The organism is Acidovorax sp. LjRoot74, assembly GCF_964254355.1.
Classification (GTDB): Bacteria; Pseudomonadota; Gammaproteobacteria; order Burkholderiales; family Burkholderiaceae_C; genus Acidovorax.
This window is the reverse complement of sequence record NZ_CAXUTI020000001.1, coordinates 3,608,033-3,626,555: the sequence shown is the minus strand read 5'-3', so window position 1 is coordinate 3,626,555 and position 18,523 is coordinate 3,608,033. Positions and strand designations below refer to the sequence as shown.

The window sequence follows — 18,523 nt, the reverse complement described above, 5'->3', positions numbered from 1 at the left end:
GTTTTGGTGATGAGCTGCGGGGCCGCCCGTCAGGGCAGCGCCTTCGGCATGGTGGTGATGGCTGCGAGCTGAGACAGCACCGACTCGCTCCAGGTACTGTGGCTGAGCAGAAGGCCGATCCCGTGGGTAGCCAGGGCCAGATTCGGCGCTGAGCGCTTGCTCTGCGCCGAGACGACGCCCAGCACCTTCACATAGGCCCGCGTCTTGACCACGCCCCACTGGCTGTAGTCGGGCGGCATCCGGCTGGTGAGCAGCTGCGCCGCTGCTCGGATGCTGCTTTCCACGTCGGCCTTCACGGCCTTGGCACGGGCGAGCAGTTCCCGGGCCTCATTGCTTGCCGCCTTGGCGTCCAGCCGGAACTTGTGGGCATCCACTGTCAACGTAGCGGCCTTGGCCTCGCGGCGTAGCGTTGCAGCGCGGATCTTCAACCCCTGGGCCTTTGTGCGGAGCGCCACGTATTCAGCGTGCCGGGTGGAAGCCACGGCGCCCGGGTGGTCGGTGGTCGGTGGTCGGTGGTCGGTGGTCGGTCATGATGCTTCGCCTCCAGGTTGTGCCATGCTTGTTTCGGCCTCGCCGCCCAGCGCATCGATCAGGTCCGGGACCAACTTGACCAGCTCGCCCGTGGCAATGGCCACGTCCGTGTCGAACCCGCCTGCGTCTGCCTTCTGGCCCTCGAAAACGGTGTCCAGGAACTGCAGCTTGCGCACCTGGCCGCCCTCAGTCAGCAGGAACGAAACCCGGTCATCCCAGGTCATCGCCAGCTTGGTAGGCAGCTTGCCTGCGTCGATGTGGGCCTGAACCTCCTCGATGTCCAGCGGGTGGCGGCCGTAGCGAACCACGGCCTTTTCCTCGCTGGCGCTTTTGAGCTCGCACTCGCGGTCCACTGTGAAGCCCACGGGCGGCTCTTGCTCCTTGAGCCAGTGGGCCATGGCGGCCTGGGGGCTGGTCTGGGTGTTGATCAGCGAAACCGACAGGCCGGGCAGGGCCTCGACCAGCAGCGTGACCACCTCGTCAGCGCGGCCCTGGCTGGCCGTGTCCAGCACCAGCAGCCGGGCGGCCGGGTCGATCCACACCCACATGCTGGCCTGCTTGGTGAAGGCCATGGGCAGCAGGTCGAGCTTGGCCTCGTCCTTCAACTCCTTGGACTCCTTGCGCCCGGGCTTGCGGCCCGTTTCCTGCTCGATGCGTTCAGCCTTCTCCTTGACCTTGCGCGCCAGCACGCTGGCGGGGATGGCTTTGGTTTCTGTCATCAGGCGGGCGATCCACTGGCCGCCGATGCTCTCCACCAGGGCTCCGTGGGCCTCGCCGCGCGGTGGCACCCAGCCGATGGATTTCTCTTGGGTGGCGCCGCATTCCATGAATGGGGCCTTGGCCAGGGCTTCCTCGGCGGCCTGCAGGTCTGGCGCCCAGCCTTGGGTGATGCGGTACACGATCAGGTTTTTGAACATGGGGACTCCATGAAAAAGCCCGCACTCGGCGGGCTTGGGTTAACTGCGAAATCGAACCGCAGAAGGATTTTTTGGTTTGCTGCGAACATCGGCGCATGACCTACTACAAAAGCCGAAACGCAAGCGCCTCTCAACGTCTCTGGGGTATCTACCGCGAGAGAAATGGAGGGTATGAAGCAGCCGTTCGTGCATGGCGGCTGATGCCACGCACGATGGAAACAGTCAGGTGGCGAGTGCTAGCTTGGGCAGCACATCACTGGAAGTGGCTCATCGCATCCGTGGTCATTCCAGTGGCTGGATTGCTCATTCGTTAGGCGGTTGCTTTGGCCTCTTCACCCACCGCCTTCGGCGCTGGGAACTTCTTGAACGGCAGCGGCTTGATGTGCTCCCCGAAGAACGTGCCGATGGACTCGGCGCCCACAAACTGGGCGTGCAGCTCGGGCTCCACGTTGGGGTAGTGGTAAATGTGCCCGGGGCCGCGCGTGAACTGGCAGGCCAGCGTCTTGGTGCTGGGGTCGTAGCCAATGCAGGCGACCTGGTTGCTGGTGACCTGCACCATGGGAATGGGCGTGTAGGGCTCGTCAGAGAAAGCGGCGGGTTCAATGCGGTTGATGTTCATGGGGGTCTCCAGAATGAAAGCGGCCCGCGCGTGGCGGGCCTTGGTTGCGGGGTGGGGCGGGTTCAGGCGGCGACAGCAGCCCGGGATTGCAGGAACTCAGCCTTGGACGCCAGGGCTCGGGCCGCGATGGCATCGCAGATGGCCGGATAGTCGTCGTCGTGGTACAGCGGGGCAGCGCGCTCGCGGCCAGCGGGCTCAAAGCCCAGGGCGCGCAGGTCTTCGGCCGTCACGGTCATGTGCTGCAGCCGCTCCTTGATGGTCCCGATGCGCAGGGTGGGCACGCTGGATCGGGCTGCAGGTGCTGCAGCCGGAGCGGCGGCCATGCGCTGCGCGGTCCCGATCACCTGCTGGGCGTCCAGTGTTGCCACTGCCTCGGCGTGTTGCTCGCGCACCAGGCCGCCCAGGTCGGCCGCCACTGCAGGGTGCAGCGTTTCCGCCTTCGCCGCCTGCGTGATGGCCGCCTGCGCGGCGCGTTCCTCGGCGGCCAGCCTCTCGCGCGCCTCACGGTCGGCGCGGTCTGCTTCTTCCTTGCGGATGCGCTCGCGCTCGGCGTCCAGACGGGCTTGCTCTGCAGCCTGATGTTCGGCCACGCGCGCCTTCACCAGCATGGTCAAGTCCTCGGGCTGCTTGAGCACGATGGTGGCCGTGTCCGCGAACAAGAAAGCGTGTGCACTAGCCAGCTCGCGCAGCGTGCCCATGTTGATCTGGATGCGGTCCGCAATGGCGCTGGCCTCGATCTTGGCGCGGGCCAGTTCATCGTTCACAGCGCTGCGCAGGCTGTCCACTGTGCGCTTGCTTTTGATGACCCCGGCAAAGTCGGCGGGAACCTGCGGCATGTAGGGCTTACCCAGGCGGGTATTCAGGCTGGCGATGTGCTCGCGCAGTGCGGCGATGCCACCGGCCACGATCTCGCCCCGGATCTGCTCCTTGCGGGCGGTCACCAGCTTTTCTGTGGCCAGGCGAGTGGTGCGGGCCAGTTCCTTGAGGTCGCGCACCTGGCGGCGCATGGCCTCAAAGTCCACCATTTCGCCTAGGGCGGAATCTTCGCCAGCCGTCAGTGCGTCCTCTGCGCGCTTGAGCGCCTTGCAGGCGAACTCCGCATTGGCAAAGTCCTGGTCAGTGTCGGGCTTGGCCGGGATGCGCTCTATAAATGCACGCAGTTGGGTTGCAAAGTCGGGCAGGTTGGAGATTACGGCCAGCTTGCCTTCAAGGCGCATGGACACGGCGGGCAGGCTTTCCATAGCATCGGCCACCACCGGGGCGGGCTTGGCATCGGGCGGCACGTAGGCGGCCAGATCGGCTGCGAACTGCCTCCACCCGGCTACCAGTTGCGCGCTGCGCTCGGGCGTCGATTCGTACCAGCACGAAACGGTGCGCTCTGGAGTGCCGTCAGAGCATGTGAACAGGATGCGCTCGGCTCCGCTGACCAGGATTTGCTGATCCATCTGCAGCGTGTAGTGGGGACTGAGTGTGTTGGACCGCACGTCAGCAGCCAGCGCCTCGTTCCACAACTTGGTTTCCCACCCGATCGTGCCGTCAAAGTTCAGTCCGTCCATGCTGGCAAGCAATGGCACGCCGTCCACCATGGCTGTCATGGTCACTGGCGAAAGGTCATCACCAATGATTTCCTCGGCCAGTGGTCGTGCTGCGGCTTCTGCTGCGTGGCCCCGGTCATACAGGGCCTGTTTGAAGCTGTCGGGCTCCTGCGTGATCCCCGTAGCCTTGGCCGCGATCAATTCCTCTCGCTTTGCGTACCGGCTTTCCCCTGCCATGGCCGGGGCCTCGGATGCCGTGTAGAAGCCTGCGCGCAGCGCCAGCCACTCAGGAGAACCTTGGGCAACGTTGTGGGTTGTGCGATTTTGGATGTTCATGGTTGTCCTTCAAGTTCCGCCACGCGGGCGTCAAAAATTGCGCCAACGCGCTGGCGCTGGTTCAGGTCTTCAATGGCGTCCATGCGGCTGGCCAACTCGTAAAGCGTGTCCAGGTCAGTGGCTTCCTGCATGGACTTGGCCAACTCGTCAGGGTTGACGCTGGGCGCTGCTGCTTGGGAGTGCTTTGCTACTTCCTCCCGCAGTTGCTTTTCTTGGGCCTCGGATACCGTGGCCTTGGAGCGCAACCAGGCCAAAACATCCTCGATGGACTTGCCACCATTCACGATGCCGTCAACCCACTTGACCAGTCCATTGGCCCAGCGGTCTGCGGCCCACTCTGCTGGCTGCGCGGCAACCCGCTGGGCTGCAGGCGTCACTTCGTCGGCCATGCCCATGTGCCGCTCTGGCGGCATGTCTTGCACTTCCTCGGCCACCGGCATACCGCGCAGCACGTCCGGGAACACGTCGCGCAGAGCGAAGGCGCGGGCGCGCATCTGGCGCATGCGCTTGGGGTACTGCGACCATGGGCCCTGCTTCCCCGCCAGCCCGGCCTGCTTGGCGTCGTCCATGCTGAACGTCACCACCTGCTCGGGCTCTCCGCGGCGCTTGGCTCGGCAGGTTGCTGTGTGACCGTCATCAGACTCCTGCACGTATTCGCACAGTGGGCTGCTGCGCACCAGTGCGATCACCGCATCACCCCACAGCGCAGCACGGCCATTGACCACGGCAATGTTTGACAGGGCCTGCAGCGGCTTCAAGCCCAGTTCAGAACCCCATTGCATGGCAATCAGGCAGTTGCCGGGCTTTCCACGAAAGTCCTTGGGCACCAGGTCGGATTCGGCCAGCATGTGGCTGAACTTCATTGCCTGCTCAAAGGTTTGCGGGCTAAGGTCGAAGCCCATACCGCGCGGGGCCAGGGCGTTGTTCTCGGTGGTGGTGACTGCATTCATGTGAACCTCAAGGAAGAAATGGTTGGTGGACCCAGGCCATGTAGGCGGCCAGGGCTGCGGATGTGGTCAGGAGCCAGGCGGCGAATGCGATGGCGGCTTTCACAGATTGATCCCGATGCAGAGCCCGAGGCTCAAGCCGATCAGCACGCATAGGGCGATCTCTGTGGTGCGGAGTTCGAAGGTGGTCATGGTTCCTCTCCGGCAAAGATGTACGGATGGCGATAGCCCTTGAGCATCCTCTTGAAGGCTGCTGAGGCCATAACTCGAACCTTCGCTTTGCCGAACTGGCGGCCATCAGGGTCGATGAAGCTGCGCAGGTAGAAGGTGCGCTCTGGGTACTTCCCGGGCTTGAAGGTGCCCAGCACCTCCAGCACCATGAAGCCTTCGCCATCTGCCACCCATTCCTCATCCGAGAATTCGTAGTCCCCGTACTCGCATCGGGTGCCCGGCTTCCAGGTCTGCACGGCGTCAACGAATTCCCCGTCGATTGGCCCGCTGTACTCATGGCGGACAAACGGGAACTTGACCTTGTGAGCGCTCACGGAGCCTCCCGGTAGCAAACCAGCACATCCCCGTCCCACTCAAAGGCCTGCCCTTGGCAAACCTTGCGCGCGGCGAAGTCGCGGGAGTGCTGGGCCTGCTGCAGCTCGTCGCCCTGCAGGGTGTCGTCTTCGTGCGCAGCCACCGCGCCCAGGCCCAGGGCGAGCACGGCGGCGATCAGCCATGCGGCTTCTTTCATGCGGGTTCTCCTTCGGACTGTTTGATGTGTGAGGCAACCCAGTTGCGCATGCGCTCCCAGCGACGCCGGGCAACGATGGCTGGGTCGATCTCGACGCGCACGGTGCGGTTGTGGCGCTCCTCGCAGTAGGGTGGTCGAAAGTGGCGCAGCGGCATGGGCCCGCAGATCACCGCGTCCACGTACTCGTGGGTGCTGGTGCCCTCGTCGTTCTCCCAGACGATTTCACGGACCATCGCGGGAGCAATGCCGAAAAGGGCGGCCACGGCGTCCCAGTCCTCTGGGTCAACGGTATTCATGTCCAGGCCGCGCTTTGCGCCAAGAACACCCAGCGTGCAGTAGTCGCCGTCTGCCGTGACCAGGGACTCGCCAATCAGCGCTTTCTCCGGCATGGCATCCAGCGCGTCCAGAACCTCGCGCAACGCTGCTTGGCCGCGCTTGCCGTTGACGGCGCTGTTTACAGCGGCGCGCCAGCGGCCCATGGCCAGGGGATCTTCTTCGCCGTAGTCGTCGGTGTATCCGCTCCTGCTCATAGCGGTTCTCCTTGCTCAAGTGCGTCCGGGTCCAGCTCCGCGCCAATGGTCGCAGCCTCGCGCTGGCGCTGAGAGGCCGCCTCGTTGTGGCGCTTGGTCTCTGCCTGGGCTGCTTGGGATGCAGCGAAGGCAAGGACGCGGGCTGTGTGGTCTTGGATGGGGTCGGTCACGCTGCACCGCCTTGCATTTCGCTGAGGTGGCGGGCTGCTGCGCGCTCGATGGTTTCGGCCACTGCAGCGCGCGCTTCGCGCTCCAGCCGTGGGAAGAAATCGGCGCGCTTGGCCTCCAGCAACTCCAGGCCAGCCAGCACATCCGGGTGCAGTTCCAGGTAGTCCAATGCGGGATCGAGGAACACGTTGCGCTCGTAGCAGATGACTGCGCACATGCCACCAAGCACGCGCCCATGGAAGCCGGGCGCCCGACGCAGCAGCTTCGCCAAGTGGTTGTAGAGCGCTTGCAGGTGGGTGGGCTCGTCGGCGTCGAAATCCTGGTCCAGGGCATCCAGGTCGTCAGGGCCTTCGGTGGCCCACGGACCACCCCAGCGGGCATCAATGGCATTCAGGACGCCCAGCAGGTCATAGCCCGCGTCGATGTCGCGTGTTGAGGGTTTTGCCATCTTCACGACCACACCCCCATGTGCGCGTTGTGCTGCACCTGATCGACCAGGGCGCGGTGATTGCGCGAGGCCTCGCGGTGCTGCAGGTGCTCCAGGTCGGCCCGGACACGCAGGGCTTCAAATTCCTCGGGCGTGGCCGGTGGTGGGGCGAAGGGCGCCACGAACTGGCGCACAGTGGGGTTTACGTTTTGCATTGCGCCTCCTGGGCGGGAAAAGAAAAAGCCCTCACTGGGAGGGCTGGGGTTGTGTGGCTTGGGCGCGTGGCCCGTGATAAAGGTCGATCCAGGCCGGCGCGTTCTCTTCGCCGAACTCGTCAACGACCTCCGCATGTAGCCGCGCGTATTTCGTGCGCGCTTCATTCCACCTGCGGCTGGCTGCTTCATGCGCAGCGCTGGCTGCGTCGCGCTCGGCAGAGATTCGCGCCAGTTCGTCCAGGCGGGCAGCGAGCTTCTTCATCTGCTCATGCGTCATGGAGCGCTCCAAATAAAAACGCCCCGACATGCGGGGCGAACCCCTGCGCAAGGCAGGAGGGGAGGGAGAGGGTGGGCTACTCGCCTTGGTGGTTCACGCTCCGTTCCAAGGTTTGTGATTTGGCTTTTGCCCGTAGGTGTTGATGGTCGAACACAGGCCCGCAGGGATACAAACCCGAGGCAGATACGCTGCCTGTTCACTGCCGAACTTTCGGCCCGCGCCACTCCAAGGCAACGGGCGCCTGCGCTGACCATCACATCAGTGCCAGCTCGTGACGCTGATGTGATGGCCCCCTTGCGAGGGCATCCGGGCATCTGGTAGCCGTGTCGCTGCATCAACATGCAGCACCGTTTCCGTGGTGTCAGCCCCTTGCGGGGTTCCCGTCCCGTTTACCGCGCTTTGGCGGACTGGGAACCGCCTCGGATCATGGCGGCGCATACCTTCGGCCCATGCCCGAAGTGCTCTTTCGCCGGACGAAGGCCCCGCAGGTGGGGCCAGCAACATCGGCGTGCGTGTTTTGAAAGAACTCCAGGTGACCGCCGATCCGCTCACCCTGTCGCTGCGTTTTGCTGCGATGGGTTGAATTACATCAAATGATGTTCTTCATGTCAACATCAAACGATGTTCTTTCGGTAAAATTTCTGCCAGCGCCACCCCGGCGCGCAACAGGAGCCACAGATGACAGAAGCGACAGGCGAAAAAAAACCCGCTCAGGGCGGGTGTGAAGATCGCGGAGAGTGGGGGTACATCCCGCCCGGCGCGGTGCTTATGTCAAAGCGCAGCTACCGAATCATTCTGGTGTGTTTGTGGGCGCTTCTGGTGAGCAACGCCATCATCCTTGCTGGGCAGTGGCCCGCCGTTTGGAGCCGCTACTTCTTGAGCCAGTCCACCACAACGGGGACGGCTGCGATTACGCCGCCGATTGCGGCGATCAGGGCGATCAAGTAGTTGCGATCCTTCCACCATGGTGGTCGCTCGAATTTCATTGCCTGGCGGCGCATCAACTCTGTTGTGATCGCCATCTTTGTGCCCTCATCAAGCGGGCGTGTCGGGTGCGCTGACTCTGTGGTCAGCCACTTCATCAGATCATCATCACTCTCCGACCTAATCTGCTCAAGCCGCATGCTGATTGGCGCAGGCGGTGTTTTGGGGAGCATCCTGTCCAGGATGTAGGGGGCGATGATCTCGCCAGCAGGCTCCGGCGCCTTTTCCTCTGTTGCCGGCTTGGCATGGAGGTGCAGCGTTTTGAGCGACTTTTTCGGTAGCGCCCCTTTTTCAGAATCCATCACCCATCCTCCCACTTGCCCAGCACCGTGCGGGCTACCGTTCAACAAGGCTCCGCGACTTGCGGCACTCCTTCACATCCACCAGCGTCTTGAACCGGTGGTCTTCCCTTGTGATCCACTGCATGTTGCTGGGCCGGTCGGCGCCGCCAGCGCATAGGGCGATGACGTGATCCACATGCCACCCAGGGCAGGCCCCGCGCGTGCGGCCGGTGGCGGGGCAGGGGTTCTCGGCGCGGAAGGCCCGCACCTGGGCGCGGTCACGTTCTATTACGGCGTTTGCTGATGTTGCCAATACAGCCGCAAGCAAGCCCGCGACAAGTTTCAAGGCTTGACCTCGGCAACAGTTCCCCGCCATGTATAGCCGCCATCTGACGGGTACGACAGGTCAGCAATCACGCACCTGAATTGCGTCAGCTGCAGAGCGTTGAACCCATTTCTTGCCCGCATTTCGACAGTGACTGAATACGAAGACTTCGGCGTGATCTCAGTGACAAAAAACTTGTCGGCACTCGGGAATTCTGCAGACCCAGGGTCGTTGAGACGCTTCTTGATTTCCTCCTTGCATGCCATCTTGGCGCCAAATTCGTAGTCCCGCTCCTTCGACTTAGAGCCGCCGCCCAGCTGAGAGTAAGAGACGGCGATCACTGCCAAGATGGAGATTGAGATGGCTGCAGGCCAAGGCGAGGCCTTCGATTTGGCGCCTGGCGGCCCGTACTTGTTCGCAGCGGCCTTCGCGACAGGCGCACCGCAGTGCGGGCAGGCCGCCGCCTTGTCGCTGATTTCCTTGCCGCATTCGGCGCATGCAATGAGTGCCATGATTTAGCCTACAAAACAGTGCCCATCCATAGGGCCCGGCCGATGATTTTCACAGGTTCGCCATCGTCAATCCTGAATCGCGGCCCGGCGGGGTTGTCCGAGGTGGCAAACCAGTATCCATCCTCCTGCTTGAGTCGTTTGACGCTCAGTCCCTCATGCGGGCGGGCCAGGGCGAATATCTGACCATGTACCGGCTCCTTAGCGGCTTCCGCCGTGTTGATGAGTAGAACGGAGCCATCTGGAACGGTGGGGTGCATGCTGTGACCGCGCACGCTGACGATGCGGGCCTTTGATGGGGAAACCCGCATGTCTCGCAAGAACCCACCTGCAAACTTGAGGCTGCCGATTACTTCCTCGTAGCCCGCAATTGCGCCATCGCCGCCAGCCAGGCGCACATCTATCCGAGGCACATCCTCAAACGCGGTGTCGTCGGTCAGGCCGTCAAGTTCGCCCATCGAAAGCTCGCCGTGGCTGGCGCCTTCAAGTTCTCTGGCGATATGCCCGCCAAAGCTGCCCACACCGGTCAGCAAATTCGTGATCTGCTGCGATGGGCGGCCAAAAAACTTTGCGATCTCTGCGTTCTTCCACCGTCCGTTTGGGTGCTTCCAGTCTTTCGACTCGCAGAACTTCTGCAAGGCGCTTCGGCGGAAATCGTTGAGCGGATCGGGCGCGCGAGTTTTTGCCATGGTGCATTCAATCAGGCGCCGCACATCAAACGATGTTGACAATAAGAACATCGTTTGATGTAATGATGGCATGAACCTCAAAGACCATCTCGCTTCGCTTGACCCAGCCAAGGAAGCAAATCTCGCGGCTGCCAGTGGTGCGACTGTGGGTCATCTTCGCAATGTGGCTTCCGGCTTCCGCGCTGCGTCGCCAGTCTTGGCGTCCGCGCTTGAGCGGGAAACCAAAGGCGCCGTCACCCGCCGCGACCTGCGCCCCGACGACTGGCACCTGATCTGGCCCGAGCTGGCCAAGCCCGCCCGCAAAGCCAAGCCCACCACCGAGGCCGCGTAACCCATGGCCGCCGACAAGTCCGGAACTGGCCGAATTCTTGGCCCCGTCCATCTCACCAATGCCCTTCTTGCCGTCGTGCGTGAAGAGGGTTTTCTCCACGTGTTCCAAGAGGGAACCGGCTTCGACGGCACTGAAATGGTTCTGACCCTGCGCATTGCCATCAATCACTCTCAGCTCACAAAGGCGGCAGCCCTGCTGAACGAGGCAATGGAAGCCCGCAAGACCAAGGAGGCCGCACATGGCTGATAACCGCTGCCCGAACTGCGGCAAGGGCCTCGCCCATGTCGCGTTCATTGATTCCGACCGCGCGATTGAACTGCCATGCAGCTGCGAGCCAGCGCCGGATGCGTTGACCCTGATCTTGTTGGAGCTGAAGGCCATCCGCGCGCTGCTTGAAGGCCGCAGCGGCCAGTACATCCCGAAAGACATGCTGGCCACTGTGCATGAAGGCAATGCTGTGGTGCCTACCGCTTGGGCAGATTTGACCTCGCGCTCTGAAAAAACTCCTGAATCATCTCCGGGCCGTACTGCTTCTGGACCTGGAGCAGCTTGATGCGCCAAGGCTCCGAATTCCCGGCATCCGGCTGCAGAGCAGCAAAGACGCCCTTGAGCGCTTGCTCCCGGAGCGTCAGCGTTTCCTCGCGGTTCTCCGTCATGTTGGCGAACTGCACGTACAGCTGCTTCAAAAGCAGTTCGTGCGCCATGAAGCGTGTGTACACGTCCATCTCGAAATCGCTCATCTCTCCGTTCATGTCTGCCCCTTTCGTTGGCTTGGTTGGTTGCACTCCCATTGTCCAGCGGAAGAGGGCGGGCACCCATCCCTAAATCGCCAGCGGCGATACCCACCAACCCAACCCAACAAAACCACCCGGAGCCACCACCATGACTCTTCGCAATCGAACCCTCCTGCGCAAACCCATCGCCATGCTGCGCGCGAACGAGGAAGAACTTTCCGACCTGGAGTTCCTGGTGGACTACTACGGCGGCGGCGAGCCTGCGGCGGTGTACCGGGAGGCTCTGCGTGAACTGGCTCAGATGAAACGTCATGAGCGCAATTCTTTGTCCCCTTCTCGGGTTGACAGGAATGCATTTGGTGGACTGCTGGCGGCTTGAGCTGTTGGGCCATGAACTTCCCAACAACAAAAGCCGGAGCCAAGCATGACCAAGCAGCCAACGCCTATCGATCTTTCCGGCCTTTCTGAGCAAGCACTTTCAGCTATTGAAAGTGAAGCAAAGCGCCGATGCGTCTCGTTTGATGACGCATGCCTGCAGATGCTTGTCGAGCACTCGCGCCAGCTGCAGCGGCGCGCGCGCCTTAACCCCCTGGCGCGGCTTTTCCGTTTCCCCTCAGCCAACCAAAAGTAACTCTGCGGATACCGCGAGGAACGACCATGGATCACAGCCTTCCACTCAACGCCTTCCTGTCGGTGCGCCCGCGCGGCATCGACATGCCCAGCGCAGAGCCACGCCGCACCAACACCAGCCGCGCACCGGCCCAGGGTTCTATTCGCGCGCTGGATGCCCGGGGCAACGCAACAGTAACTCTGGAGCCCCGGACTCAAGGCGCTATCTCCATCGAGAACCGCCTGCAGTCCCAGGCAAGCGTGGACAAGCGCAAGCGCATCAGCAAAGGGGGCACCAAGTGATGCAAGCCCAGCACCTGGTCCGCGCAAGCGACCCACTCTCCAGCGTTCTCGCAGCTGAGCGCTCCCGATACAAAAAGCTCCGTGTTGACCTTCATGGCAAGCGCTTCGGCCGCCTTGTTGTCCTGTCGGTCGCAGGATCTCGCAACGGCAGCGTGCAATGGAACTGCGCCTGTGACTGCGGGAACTCCACGACCGTGTGCACGCGTCAACTGAACTGCGGCCAGACGTCGAGCTGCGGATGCTATGGAGCAGAGCGGCGGACTTTTGCAGCGCGCGCTGCCATCGTCAAACACGGGAAGAGCAAAGACCCCATCTACGGCATCTGGTTCAACATGATCCGTCGTTGCGAGCGCCCTAGCCACAAGTCGTTCAAGCACTACGGCGGGCGAGGAATCTCTGTCTGCACTGAGTGGCATAGCTTCGAGCGCTTCTTTGCGGACATGGGAGATCGTCCATCCGATCGCCACTCGATTGATCGGATCAACAACGATGGGAACTACGAGCCAGGAAACTGCCGCTGGGCCACGATGACCGAGCAGGCACGCAACCGCAGCAATTCCAAGCTGTTGGCCATCTTTGGCGAGGAAAAGAACGTCGTGGCCTGGTCTGAAGACGCGCGATGCGCGGTTTCATACGACACGTTTTGCGCGCGCCTGAAAGCTGGGTGGGGCCCAGAGCGCGCGTTGACAACGCCGAACGTCCGTGGTGGCGCGCGGGTGTGGGAGGCTGTGTGAGCACCATCATCATGGCTGCCTGCTGGCCATTGGAGGGGCTGTCGCCTGCGCAGAAGTCAGTCCTCATCTCTCTGGCTGATCAGGCCAGCGACGACGGCGTGTGCTGGCCGGGCGTGGGCACTATTGCCAAGCGCACTTGTCTGTCGGAGCGCGCGGTGCAGGACGCGCTCGCATGGCTGCAGGCCGTGGGCCTGGTTTTCCGAACCTACCGCGCGAACACCAGCACCAGCTACACCATTACCCCCGCTCGCTTCGACCTTTCCAAGGCTCCCGCAGCCCGTGGACGCACAAAGCCAAGGGGTGCAGATGGCGCACCGGGTGCAAATGGCGCACCCCCCGCAGATGGCGCACCGGGTGGTGCAGATGGCGCACCGGGTGGTGCAGATGGCGCACCTCTAGGGGTGCAAATGGCGCACCCAAATCATCAGTTGAACCATCAAGGAACCGTCACTGAATCATTGCAGCCAGCTTCGCCGCCTGCTGTGAAGGTCAAGGCTGAGCTGGTGGACGAAGAAGAAACTGCCCTGCAGGCAGCCTGCCGGGCAACCTGGACCGCGTACAGCGATGCCTACGAGCGCCGCTACGGCGCCAAGCCCGTGCGCAACCAGTCGGTGAACGCGAAGGTCAAGCAGTTCGTGCTGCGCATCGGGCATGCCGAATCGCCAGCCGTGGCCGAGTTCTACGTAGACCGCGTAACCGAGCGGTTCGTGGTCAGCAAGTGCCACGACGTGGGCCTGCTCCTGGCGGGCGCCGAGGGCTACCGCACCCAGTGGGCCACCGGCCAGGCCATGACCGCCACCCGGGCCCAGCAGGCCGACAAGACCCAGGCGAACTATGACGCTGCGGACGAGGCTATGGCCCTGATCCGCGCAAAACGGAGCGCAGCTCATGCTTGATGACAACGATATGCAATGGCTGGTGCAGCAAATCGTCGGCACGTCTGAACTTCTGGGCCAGGAGATCAAGCCAACCTCTGCCGCGATGCTGGCCGAAGACTTGGCGGTCTATCCGCGCGACGTGCTGGCCAAGGCCATGGCCCGCGTTCGCACCGAGCACACCGGCCGCTTGACGCCCAAGGCCATCCTGGACCGTATTGACGAAGTGATGGGCCGCCCCGGCGCCAACGAGGCTTGGGCCATGGCCTTGAACGCGCTTGATGAGCGCGCCACGGTGGTGTGGACAAGCGAAATGGCCGAGGCCTGGGGTGTGGCCCGCGATGTGGCGGCCGAGGGCGACATGGTGGGCGCCCGCATGGCCTTCATCAGCGCCTACGAGCGCCTGGTGCGCACCGCGCGGGATGAGCGCCGCTTGCCCGAGGTCACCGTTTCCATCGGCTGGGATGGCGAGCTGCGCGGCCAGGCCGTGGAGAAGGCCGTGCAGCTTGGCTACCTGACCAAGGAAAAGGCCGCTGAGCACCTTCCCGCCCTGGGCTTCACCCCCGGATTTCAGCCCATTGCGCTTCTGACCGGAAAGGTCGAACCCACGGCGGACGCATCTCCTGATGTGCGCGCCCGGCTTGCCCAGTTGCGCGAAGAGTTGGCCACAGCGCCCGAGCGCCGCCGCCTGGCCCGTGAGCAGCAGCTGCGCGCAGACGAAGAGGACCTGCAGCGCCGCAAGGCTGAAACCCAGCGCCGGGTTGATGAGGCCATGGCGAAAGGGATTGCAGCATGACCCGCGCCCCCGCACTCCGCAAGCTGCTGGCCGTGGAGCCGCTGTACCGCGACGAGATTTTCGAGGTGATGGGCGGCCAGCGTCTTCACGTCCTGCAGGCCATCGACGAACTCAAGCGCTCGGGCGACCTGGACACCCCAGGCGGGCCCAAGCACTTCCGTTGCCGCTACCGGCTGACGGCGAAGGGCCGCGCCCGTGCATTCGGGAGCCCGGTATGACCCAGAAATTGCACTGCGCCCGCTGCGGCCGCGTCACCCTGCACCCCGCTGTGGTCATCGGCGCCCAGCCATTCGGCCGCGTGTGCGCGCGCAAGGCTGGGCTGATCGAGATCAAGCGCCGGGGGCGGGCATCTGAGGCTTGCCGGGATACGCGCACCTTGGATCTGTTCGGGAGTGCCCATGCATGACATGCCACTGCTGCAACGACGCGCGGCCCGACCCGGCCAACTACCGCCTTTTCGCCGACGGCTGCTTGCACTGTGCTGCGAGGCGCATTCAGTACATCCAGCGCCGGTTGCCCCTGGTCCCTTCAACCAAGGCAGAACGCTGTCGTTCAGCTTTGGCCCAGGCATTGGAGCTTGGATTGCCCGAGGCGGAAATCAGATCAATGGCGAAGCGTGCCGAGTGGCAGCTCGCGCCTGTCGAGTTGTCGGCCTCACGGCCAAGGAGTGGCTGAAGTGAAACCACACATCAAGCTGGTCTACGGTGTCTGGCACTGCGGCATCAAGGGCATCCCGAACCGCTATCTTGGCATCGGTGACACCCCATCGGCCGCCTACCGCGATTGGGTGCGCCATGGATAAGCGCACCTTCAAGCTGGTGCACGCCACCGCCCGCCGGCTGGCCGTGCAGGAAGTTGAAACCGCCCCCGATGGCTACTGCGTAACTGTTTCGGAACCCACCCGCAGCCTGGACCAGAACGCGGCCCAATGGCCCTACCTGGCAGGCTTCGCCCAGCAGAAGCAACTCTGCATCAACGGGGCGATGCAGTGGGTCACAGACGACGACTGGAAAGACGTGCTGACCGCCTGCTGGAACGGCGAAATGCGCATGGCTGCCTTCGATGGCAAGGTGATCATGCTCCCGCAGCGCACCAGCACCATGGGCAAGAAGGTTTTCAGCGAGTGGCTGGAGTTTCTGATCGCCATGGCTGCCCAGTCGGGCGTTACGCCGGTCTACAAGTCGGCGGGGAGGGCGTACGCATGACCTTCCGCCGCACCCGCTGCCCTCACTGCAAGGGAAAGATGGACCAGGGCGTCCGCATCCACCCCGAGTGCATTGACGCCTACGCCGAAGCCGAGGAAGCCAAGGCGAAACGCAAGGCAGAGAAGCAGGCCCGCGCCTCCGCCAAGGTGGAAAAGGCCGAAGACCGCCGCCGCAAGGAGGCCGCCAAGCGCATCCCCGAGCTGATCGCCGAAGCTCAGGCCGCCTTTAATGCCTACATCCGTGCCAGGGACGAAGGCCAGCCCTGCATTTGCTGCGGCAAGCCATTCGAGCCCATGAAGCCTGGCGGATCTGTGGATGCTGGGCACTTCCGCAGCCGCGGCGCTGCTGGCCACCTGCGCTTCAACGAAGACAACTGCTTCGCCCAGCGCAAGAACTGCAACCGCCCGGGAGGCGCCACATACGCAGCCTTCCGCGCTGGTGTAGTAGCCCGCATTGGGGAAGAGCGGGTGGCCGCCCTGGAAGCGGACAACACGCCCTGCAAGTGGATGCACGATCAGCTGCGGGCCATCCGGGACACCTACCGTGCAAAGCTCAAGGAGCTGCGCAAGTGACCTTCCAGCCGCCACGCTGCGAAATCTGCGGCGCCTGGACCGAAGTCCTGGAAACCCGCCGCCGCCACACAGGTGCTGTAGCCCGCCGCATCGAGTGCGCCAACCTCCACCGATTCACGGTCTACGAAGGGCTGCCAGCTCAGGACGAACAGGCCCCACCGGCCAAGCCTGATGAACCGGCACCCATTGAGACAACCGTGGCCCGGGCCATCCGCCTGCGGCCAGCTCTGCACACGATTTGGATGAACTGAAAGGGAGACCATGTACCAAGACGAACGCCGCACCATTGAGGAAAGCTACGCATCGGCCACGGCCAGCTCCGACCTGCGCTGCGACACCCGCGAGGGCGCACCGCGCTCCGATACGGATCTGCTGATCGCCGCTGGCTGGTCGCCCAGCCGCATCGGGGCCGCTCTGCTTCGCCTGCACACCGAGTGGGACGGAGCCGAGCACTTGCGGCCCACCACTGGCGCAGACTTTGCACAGGCGGCCCGCGCGCGCCAGCCAGTTGCCCTCACGCAGACGCCATCAATGGCCCGCGCCGTGGCCGAAAAGCTGGCCGCCGAATTCAACCGCCAGCAGGCCAAAGCCCTGATGTCGCACCTGAAGTCCATGCCTGCGGTGCGTGAGCAGCTGACCCTGCAGCTCCTGAAATGGAAGGTGGAAGACGCCGAGCAGGTGGCGGGCGCGCTGCTGCGCTGGTGGCTGGCTCCCAACTGCCACGCCTGCCACGGCCGCAAGTTCGAGGTGATCCCGGACACGGGCCGCCTGTCGAGCAAGCAGTGCAAGCCCTGCGGTGCGACGGGGAAGTTACGGATTCCGCACGGGGAGGCGGGGCGCAGGCTGGCGAACTGGATGGATATGTGCGTACAACTCGCGCGAACGAGCATCGGGAAACGCTTGCACAACTCTATGGGGCGTGTATGATTGCGGTAGAGGGCCGCAGAGAATGCTGATTCTCTCGCGCCTCGCCAATCTGTCGTAGTGAGCCATGTGCAGCCCGTAGCGGCATGGATCGTTGGTAGATGGGCGAACTCGCCCTGAATTTTTGAAGCCCGCTGGTTCGCCACGCGGGCTTTTTCGTTTGTCCCGCAGAAGTCGCAGCCAAAGAGCTTTTGCCGTCGCGCCAAGCGCTTCTGCTGGGCAACCATGTTCGCTCAGCCAGGCCCCGCCAGACACATCCTTGATTGCCCTGGATCGTCCTGCGCTGAGCAACCTTTCATCTACCCCTCCGCCCACTGGCAACCAGCGCCGGGTCTATGCGGTCGCGGGGTCTCCGCCGGAAGCTCGGTGCTGGGAAGCGTCACGGTCAGCTCTGCCCCATGGTGGGGTAAGTCCGAAGGGCTCTTAACTGGGGAACCAGATGTCCGAAATTCGTGTGAAGCTGGCTGGCGAGGACGTAGAGCGCGTGTTCCATGAGAAAGCGCCTGAGACGAAGGAAGCGCCGGTCGTTGAGTTCGTGACGACCGGAGTTGGCGGCCTGCTGTTCATCGACGGGCGCCGTGTGAATGGGGTGCTCGACATCCAGTTCCCGAGCGGCCCAGGCCAGATTGCGCCCCAGGTCGTGCTGACGCTTCACGCCAAGCAGATCATCCAGCGCACGGTGAGCGGCGAAGAGTTCAAGCGGCTGCGCGAGGCCTGACCATGGCATCCACACGCACCATCCGCAAGCTGCACCAAATGCAGATGGCAACGACCATCGCAGTGCGCAAGGTGCTGAAGCATTGTGGCGAAGGCTCTGTGACGTTCGCGTGTGCGGAGGATGCTGCTGCATACCTGAGAAGCATCACCGACCAAGCCGAAAGCCACAGCCTGGCGCTCCTTCACACAGGCGAGGCCATCATCCCCAAGGCTTACCAGTGAAGCTCTCCCGCCTACCCAACAGGCTGGCATCAGTGGTAACCACCAGACTGCCCGCCCTACAGACCAAGGCAGGAACAACCCCGCGCGTCCGAGGCGATGCATGGATGGCAACCCGCCGCCGGATCCTCCTGCGTGATGGCTACGCCTGCCAGTCCTGCGGCATTGTGCGCATGGACAACGAGGTAGACCACCGCGTGCCGCTCGACCTTGGGGGTAGCAACGACGATGACAACCTGCAGACGCTGTGCGGTGGGCCGGATGGCTGCCACACGCGTAAGAGCAAGGCCGAGGCGAAGGACAGAGCGGGGAAGTGAGCAGGGGAGGGGGGTGTCGAATCTTTGGAGGGTGCACCCGGCCGAAACCCCGCCGTTTCCCACGCGGACAAAAAAGCTCCCATGGTGGGAGTTCAAATGGAGTTCAAATGGCAGGAGTGAAGGGGCGCAGCGGCGGAGCCCGGCCCAACTCTGGG

General features: G+C 63.4%; 35 protein-coding genes and 1 pseudogene. 19 read left to right on the top strand and 17 right to left on the bottom strand.

Annotated features, from left to right (window positions below):
* Nucleotides 1-29: 29 nt before the first annotated feature.
* The 16 genes from ACSQ3O_RS17150 to ACSQ3O_RS17075 form a co-directional block, all read right to left on the bottom strand.
* Nucleotides 30-455: a hypothetical protein gene (locus ACSQ3O_RS17150; protein WP_436139800.1), complete on the bottom strand. Its 426-nt coding sequence runs from the start codon at nt 453-455 to the stop codon at nt 30-32.
* 72 nt (nt 456-527) lie between these two features.
* Complete coding sequence (locus ACSQ3O_RS17145; RefSeq protein ID WP_436139799.1) at nt 528-1,448, bottom strand: recombination-associated protein RdgC; 921 nt, start codon at nt 1,446-1,448, stop codon at nt 528-530.
* A gap of 310 nt (nt 1,449-1,758) precedes the next feature.
* Nucleotides 1,759-2,067, bottom strand: a complete 309-nt coding sequence (locus ACSQ3O_RS17140) for a KTSC domain-containing protein (RefSeq protein WP_436139798.1) — start codon at nt 2,065-2,067, stop codon at nt 1,759-1,761.
* A 62-nt stretch (nt 2,068-2,129) separates the two neighbouring features.
* Complete coding sequence (locus ACSQ3O_RS17135) at nt 2,130-3,938, bottom strand: YqaJ viral recombinase family protein (protein WP_436139797.1); 1,809 nt, start codon at nt 3,936-3,938, stop codon at nt 2,130-2,132.
* Entirely contained in the window at nt 3,935-4,888 is a 954-nt protein-coding gene (locus ACSQ3O_RS17130) for a recombinase RecT (protein WP_436139796.1), read from the bottom strand. The genes ACSQ3O_RS17135 and ACSQ3O_RS17130 overlap by 4 nt, the downstream gene beginning before the upstream one ends.
* A gap of 185 nt (nt 4,889-5,073) precedes the next feature.
* Nucleotides 5,074-5,430 (bottom strand): hypothetical protein, encoded by a 357-nt coding sequence (locus ACSQ3O_RS17125; protein ID WP_436139795.1) that lies wholly within the window; start codon nt 5,428-5,430, stop codon nt 5,074-5,076.
* A complete protein-coding gene (locus tag ACSQ3O_RS17120) occupies nt 5,427-5,627 on the bottom strand; it encodes a hypothetical protein (protein WP_436139794.1) in 201 nt (66 codons plus the stop codon). Before ACSQ3O_RS17120 ends, ACSQ3O_RS17125 begins: the two co-directional genes overlap by 4 nt.
* Nucleotides 5,624-6,157, bottom strand: a complete 534-nt coding sequence (locus tag ACSQ3O_RS17115; protein WP_436139793.1) for a hypothetical protein — start codon at nt 6,155-6,157, stop codon at nt 5,624-5,626. The genes ACSQ3O_RS17120 and ACSQ3O_RS17115 overlap by 4 nt, the downstream gene beginning before the upstream one ends.
* Nucleotides 6,154-6,327 (bottom strand): hypothetical protein, encoded by a 174-nt coding sequence (locus tag ACSQ3O_RS17110; RefSeq protein ID WP_436139792.1) that lies wholly within the window; start codon nt 6,325-6,327, stop codon nt 6,154-6,156. Before ACSQ3O_RS17110 ends, ACSQ3O_RS17115 begins: the two co-directional genes overlap by 4 nt.
* Nucleotides 6,324-6,773, bottom strand: coding sequence for a hypothetical protein (locus ACSQ3O_RS17105; protein ID WP_436139791.1), 450 nt, complete (start codon nt 6,771-6,773; stop codon nt 6,324-6,326). The genes ACSQ3O_RS17110 and ACSQ3O_RS17105 overlap by 4 nt, the downstream gene beginning before the upstream one ends.
* 2 nt (nt 6,774-6,775) lie before the next feature.
* Nucleotides 6,776-6,967: a hypothetical protein gene (locus tag ACSQ3O_RS17100; protein ID WP_436139790.1), complete on the bottom strand. Its 192-nt coding sequence runs from the start codon at nt 6,965-6,967 to the stop codon at nt 6,776-6,778.
* 31 nt (nt 6,968-6,998) lie between these two features.
* The gene (locus ACSQ3O_RS17095; protein ID WP_436139789.1) at nt 6,999-7,244 is read right to left on the bottom strand and encodes a hypothetical protein; all 246 of its coding nucleotides are present in this window, start codon (nt 7,242-7,244) and stop codon (nt 6,999-7,001) included.
* A gap of 869 nt (nt 7,245-8,113) precedes the next feature.
* Nucleotides 8,114-8,530, bottom strand: coding sequence for a hypothetical protein (locus tag ACSQ3O_RS17090; protein ID WP_436139788.1), 417 nt, complete (start codon nt 8,528-8,530; stop codon nt 8,114-8,116).
* A 34-nt stretch (nt 8,531-8,564) separates the two neighbouring features.
* Complete coding sequence (locus tag ACSQ3O_RS17085) at nt 8,565-8,855, bottom strand: HNH endonuclease signature motif containing protein (RefSeq protein ID WP_436139787.1); 291 nt, start codon at nt 8,853-8,855, stop codon at nt 8,565-8,567.
* Nucleotides 8,852-9,346 carry a zinc ribbon domain-containing protein gene (locus ACSQ3O_RS17080; protein WP_291440018.1) on the bottom strand — a complete coding sequence of 165 codons (495 nt, stop codon included), beginning with the start codon at nt 9,344-9,346 and terminating at the stop codon, nt 8,852-8,854. The genes ACSQ3O_RS17085 and ACSQ3O_RS17080 overlap by 4 nt, the downstream gene beginning before the upstream one ends.
* A gap of 8 nt (nt 9,347-9,354) precedes the next feature.
* Nucleotides 9,355-10,083, bottom strand: a complete 729-nt coding sequence (locus tag ACSQ3O_RS17075; protein ID WP_436139786.1) for a S24 family peptidase — start codon at nt 10,081-10,083, stop codon at nt 9,355-9,357.
* A 19-nt stretch (nt 10,084-10,102) separates the two neighbouring features.
* Here ACSQ3O_RS17075 and ACSQ3O_RS17070 point away from each other — a divergent pair, with 19 nt between their 5' ends.
* Both ACSQ3O_RS17070 and ACSQ3O_RS17065 read left to right on the top strand, forming a co-directional pair.
* The gene (locus tag ACSQ3O_RS17070; protein ID WP_436139785.1) at nt 10,103-10,363 is read left to right on the top strand and encodes a transcriptional regulator; all 261 of its coding nucleotides are present in this window, start codon (nt 10,103-10,105) and stop codon (nt 10,361-10,363) included.
* Nucleotides 10,364-10,366: 3 nt separating this feature from the next.
* Nucleotides 10,367-10,609 carry a hypothetical protein gene (locus tag ACSQ3O_RS17065; RefSeq protein WP_436139784.1) on the top strand — a complete coding sequence of 81 codons (243 nt, stop codon included), beginning with the start codon at nt 10,367-10,369 and terminating at the stop codon, nt 10,607-10,609.
* Nucleotides 10,610-10,827: 218 nt separating this feature from the next.
* On the opposite strand, the gene ACSQ3O_RS17060 is transcribed toward ACSQ3O_RS17065, so the two are convergent.
* Nucleotides 10,828-11,115 (bottom strand): hypothetical protein, encoded by a 288-nt coding sequence (locus ACSQ3O_RS17060; protein WP_436139783.1) that lies wholly within the window; start codon nt 11,113-11,115, stop codon nt 10,828-10,830.
* A gap of 130 nt (nt 11,116-11,245) precedes the next feature.
* Here ACSQ3O_RS17060 and ACSQ3O_RS17055 point away from each other — a divergent pair, with 130 nt between their 5' ends.
* From ACSQ3O_RS17055 to ACSQ3O_RS16975, 17 genes and pseudogenes are all read left to right on the top strand, one after another.
* A complete protein-coding gene (locus ACSQ3O_RS17055; RefSeq protein ID WP_436139782.1) occupies nt 11,246-11,476 on the top strand; it encodes a hypothetical protein in 231 nt (76 codons plus the stop codon).
* Nucleotides 11,477-11,521: 45 nt separating this feature from the next.
* Entirely contained in the window at nt 11,522-11,728 is a 207-nt protein-coding gene (locus tag ACSQ3O_RS17050) for a hypothetical protein (RefSeq protein ID WP_436139781.1), read from the top strand.
* A 26-nt stretch (nt 11,729-11,754) separates the two neighbouring features.
* On the top strand, nt 11,755-12,009 hold the full coding sequence (locus ACSQ3O_RS17045; RefSeq protein WP_436139780.1) for a hypothetical protein: 255 nt from the start codon (nt 11,755-11,757) through the stop codon (nt 12,007-12,009).
* Nucleotides 12,009-12,743, top strand: coding sequence for a hypothetical protein (locus ACSQ3O_RS17040; protein WP_436139779.1), 735 nt, complete (start codon nt 12,009-12,011; stop codon nt 12,741-12,743). The genes ACSQ3O_RS17045 and ACSQ3O_RS17040 overlap by 1 nt, the downstream gene beginning before the upstream one ends.
* A pseudogene (locus tag ACSQ3O_RS17035) lies at nt 12,629-12,925 on the top strand (helix-turn-helix domain-containing protein); the annotation flags it as partial. The gene ACSQ3O_RS17040 and the pseudogene ACSQ3O_RS17035, both read left to right, overlap by 115 nt.
* 300 nt (nt 12,926-13,225) lie before the next feature.
* On the top strand, nt 13,226-13,639 hold the full coding sequence (locus ACSQ3O_RS17030; RefSeq protein ID WP_436141180.1) for a hypothetical protein: 414 nt from the start codon (nt 13,226-13,228) through the stop codon (nt 13,637-13,639).
* Nucleotides 13,632-14,414 (top strand): hypothetical protein, encoded by a 783-nt coding sequence (locus ACSQ3O_RS17025; RefSeq protein WP_436139778.1) that lies wholly within the window; start codon nt 13,632-13,634, stop codon nt 14,412-14,414. The genes ACSQ3O_RS17030 and ACSQ3O_RS17025 overlap by 8 nt, the downstream gene beginning before the upstream one ends.
* Complete coding sequence (locus ACSQ3O_RS17020) at nt 14,411-14,632, top strand: hypothetical protein (protein WP_436139777.1); 222 nt, start codon at nt 14,411-14,413, stop codon at nt 14,630-14,632. The genes ACSQ3O_RS17025 and ACSQ3O_RS17020 overlap by 4 nt, the downstream gene beginning before the upstream one ends.
* Nucleotides 14,629-14,820: a hypothetical protein gene (locus ACSQ3O_RS17015; protein WP_436139776.1), complete on the top strand. Its 192-nt coding sequence runs from the start codon at nt 14,629-14,631 to the stop codon at nt 14,818-14,820. Before ACSQ3O_RS17020 ends, ACSQ3O_RS17015 begins: the two co-directional genes overlap by 4 nt.
* A gap of 270 nt (nt 14,821-15,090) precedes the next feature.
* Nucleotides 15,091-15,216: a hypothetical protein gene (locus ACSQ3O_RS17010; protein WP_436139775.1), complete on the top strand. Its 126-nt coding sequence runs from the start codon at nt 15,091-15,093 to the stop codon at nt 15,214-15,216.
* Complete coding sequence (locus ACSQ3O_RS17005) at nt 15,209-15,619, top strand: recombination protein NinB (protein ID WP_436139774.1); 411 nt, start codon at nt 15,209-15,211, stop codon at nt 15,617-15,619. Before ACSQ3O_RS17010 ends, ACSQ3O_RS17005 begins: the two co-directional genes overlap by 8 nt.
* A 38-nt stretch (nt 15,620-15,657) precedes the next feature.
* Nucleotides 15,658-16,191 carry a recombination protein NinG gene (locus ACSQ3O_RS17000; RefSeq protein WP_436139773.1) on the top strand — a complete coding sequence of 178 codons (534 nt, stop codon included), beginning with the start codon at nt 15,658-15,660 and terminating at the stop codon, nt 16,189-16,191.
* Nucleotides 16,188-16,442 carry a hypothetical protein gene (locus tag ACSQ3O_RS16995; protein WP_436139772.1) on the top strand — a complete coding sequence of 85 codons (255 nt, stop codon included), beginning with the start codon at nt 16,188-16,190 and terminating at the stop codon, nt 16,440-16,442. Before ACSQ3O_RS17000 ends, ACSQ3O_RS16995 begins: the two co-directional genes overlap by 4 nt.
* A 10-nt stretch (nt 16,443-16,452) precedes the next feature.
* Entirely contained in the window at nt 16,453-17,118 is a 666-nt protein-coding gene (locus ACSQ3O_RS16990) for a hypothetical protein (RefSeq protein WP_436139771.1), read from the top strand.
* 436 nt (nt 17,119-17,554) lie between these two features.
* Nucleotides 17,555-17,833, top strand: a complete 279-nt coding sequence (locus tag ACSQ3O_RS16985) for a hypothetical protein (protein ID WP_436139770.1) — start codon at nt 17,555-17,557, stop codon at nt 17,831-17,833.
* A gap of 2 nt (nt 17,834-17,835) precedes the next feature.
* The gene (locus ACSQ3O_RS16980) at nt 17,836-18,054 is read left to right on the top strand and encodes a hypothetical protein (RefSeq protein WP_436139769.1); all 219 of its coding nucleotides are present in this window, start codon (nt 17,836-17,838) and stop codon (nt 18,052-18,054) included.
* 104 nt (nt 18,055-18,158) lie between these two features.
* Nucleotides 18,159-18,368 (top strand): HNH endonuclease, encoded by a 210-nt coding sequence (locus ACSQ3O_RS16975; protein ID WP_436139768.1) that lies wholly within the window; start codon nt 18,159-18,161, stop codon nt 18,366-18,368.
* Nucleotides 18,369-18,523: the final 155 nt, after the last annotated feature.

Excerpts from the sequence above, each read along its gene's own strand:
- ACSQ3O_RS17145 (WP_436139799.1), bottom strand. The coding sequence starts at position 1,448 with ATGTTCAAAAACCTGATCGTGTACCGCATCACCCAAGGCTGGGCGCCA.
- ACSQ3O_RS17140 (WP_436139798.1), bottom strand. The coding sequence starts at position 2,067 with ATGAACATCAACCGCATTGAACCCGCCGCTTTCTCTGACGAGCCCTAC.
- ACSQ3O_RS17135 (WP_436139797.1), bottom strand. The coding sequence starts at position 3,938 with ATGAACATCCAAAATCGCACAACCCACAACGTTGCCCAAGGTTCTCCT.
- ACSQ3O_RS17130 (WP_436139796.1), bottom strand. The coding sequence starts at position 4,888 with ATGAATGCAGTCACCACCACCGAGAACAACGCCCTGGCCCCGCGCGGT.
- ACSQ3O_RS17120 (WP_436139794.1), bottom strand. The coding sequence starts at position 5,627 with ATGAAAGAAGCCGCATGGCTGATCGCCGCCGTGCTCGCCCTGGGCCTG.
- ACSQ3O_RS17115 (WP_436139793.1), bottom strand. The coding sequence starts at position 6,157 with ATGAGCAGGAGCGGATACACCGACGACTACGGCGAAGAAGATCCCCTG.
- ACSQ3O_RS17105 (WP_436139791.1), bottom strand. The coding sequence starts at position 6,773 with ATGGCAAAACCCTCAACACGCGACATCGACGCGGGCTATGACCTGCTG.
- ACSQ3O_RS17100 (WP_436139790.1), bottom strand. The coding sequence starts at position 6,967 with ATGCAAAACGTAAACCCCACTGTGCGCCAGTTCGTGGCGCCCTTCGCC.
- ACSQ3O_RS17095 (WP_436139789.1), bottom strand. The coding sequence starts at position 7,244 with ATGACGCATGAGCAGATGAAGAAGCTCGCTGCCCGCCTGGACGAACTG.
- ACSQ3O_RS17090 (WP_436139788.1), bottom strand. The coding sequence starts at position 8,530 with ATGGATTCTGAAAAAGGGGCGCTACCGAAAAAGTCGCTCAAAACGCTG.
- ACSQ3O_RS17080 (WP_291440018.1), bottom strand. The coding sequence starts at position 9,346 with ATGGCACTCATTGCATGCGCCGAATGCGGCAAGGAAATCAGCGACAAG.
- ACSQ3O_RS17075 (WP_436139786.1), bottom strand. The coding sequence starts at position 10,083 with ATGTTCTTATTGTCAACATCGTTTGATGTGCGGCGCCTGATTGAATGC.
- ACSQ3O_RS17070 (WP_436139785.1), top strand. The coding sequence starts at position 10,103 with ATGAACCTCAAAGACCATCTCGCTTCGCTTGACCCAGCCAAGGAAGCA.
- ACSQ3O_RS17065 (WP_436139784.1), top strand. The coding sequence starts at position 10,367 with ATGGCCGCCGACAAGTCCGGAACTGGCCGAATTCTTGGCCCCGTCCAT.
- ACSQ3O_RS17060 (WP_436139783.1), bottom strand. The coding sequence starts at position 11,115 with ATGAACGGAGAGATGAGCGATTTCGAGATGGACGTGTACACACGCTTC.
- ACSQ3O_RS17055 (WP_436139782.1), top strand. The coding sequence starts at position 11,246 with ATGACTCTTCGCAATCGAACCCTCCTGCGCAAACCCATCGCCATGCTG.
- ACSQ3O_RS17050 (WP_436139781.1), top strand. The coding sequence starts at position 11,522 with ATGACCAAGCAGCCAACGCCTATCGATCTTTCCGGCCTTTCTGAGCAA.
- ACSQ3O_RS17045 (WP_436139780.1), top strand. The coding sequence starts at position 11,755 with ATGGATCACAGCCTTCCACTCAACGCCTTCCTGTCGGTGCGCCCGCGC.
- ACSQ3O_RS17040 (WP_436139779.1), top strand. The coding sequence starts at position 12,009 with ATGCAAGCCCAGCACCTGGTCCGCGCAAGCGACCCACTCTCCAGCGTT.
- ACSQ3O_RS17025 (WP_436139778.1), top strand. The coding sequence starts at position 13,632 with ATGCTTGATGACAACGATATGCAATGGCTGGTGCAGCAAATCGTCGGC.
- ACSQ3O_RS17020 (WP_436139777.1), top strand. The coding sequence starts at position 14,411 with ATGACCCGCGCCCCCGCACTCCGCAAGCTGCTGGCCGTGGAGCCGCTG.
- ACSQ3O_RS17015 (WP_436139776.1), top strand. The coding sequence starts at position 14,629 with ATGACCCAGAAATTGCACTGCGCCCGCTGCGGCCGCGTCACCCTGCAC.
- ACSQ3O_RS17005 (WP_436139774.1), top strand. The coding sequence starts at position 15,209 with ATGGATAAGCGCACCTTCAAGCTGGTGCACGCCACCGCCCGCCGGCTG.
- ACSQ3O_RS17000 (WP_436139773.1), top strand. The coding sequence starts at position 15,658 with ATGGACCAGGGCGTCCGCATCCACCCCGAGTGCATTGACGCCTACGCC.
- ACSQ3O_RS16990 (WP_436139771.1), top strand. The coding sequence starts at position 16,453 with ATGTACCAAGACGAACGCCGCACCATTGAGGAAAGCTACGCATCGGCC.
- ACSQ3O_RS16985 (WP_436139770.1), top strand. The coding sequence starts at position 17,555 with ATGTCCGAAATTCGTGTGAAGCTGGCTGGCGAGGACGTAGAGCGCGTG.
- ACSQ3O_RS16980 (WP_436139769.1), top strand. The coding sequence starts at position 17,836 with ATGGCATCCACACGCACCATCCGCAAGCTGCACCAAATGCAGATGGCA.
- ACSQ3O_RS16975 (WP_436139768.1), top strand. The coding sequence starts at position 18,159 with ATGGCAACCCGCCGCCGGATCCTCCTGCGTGATGGCTACGCCTGCCAG.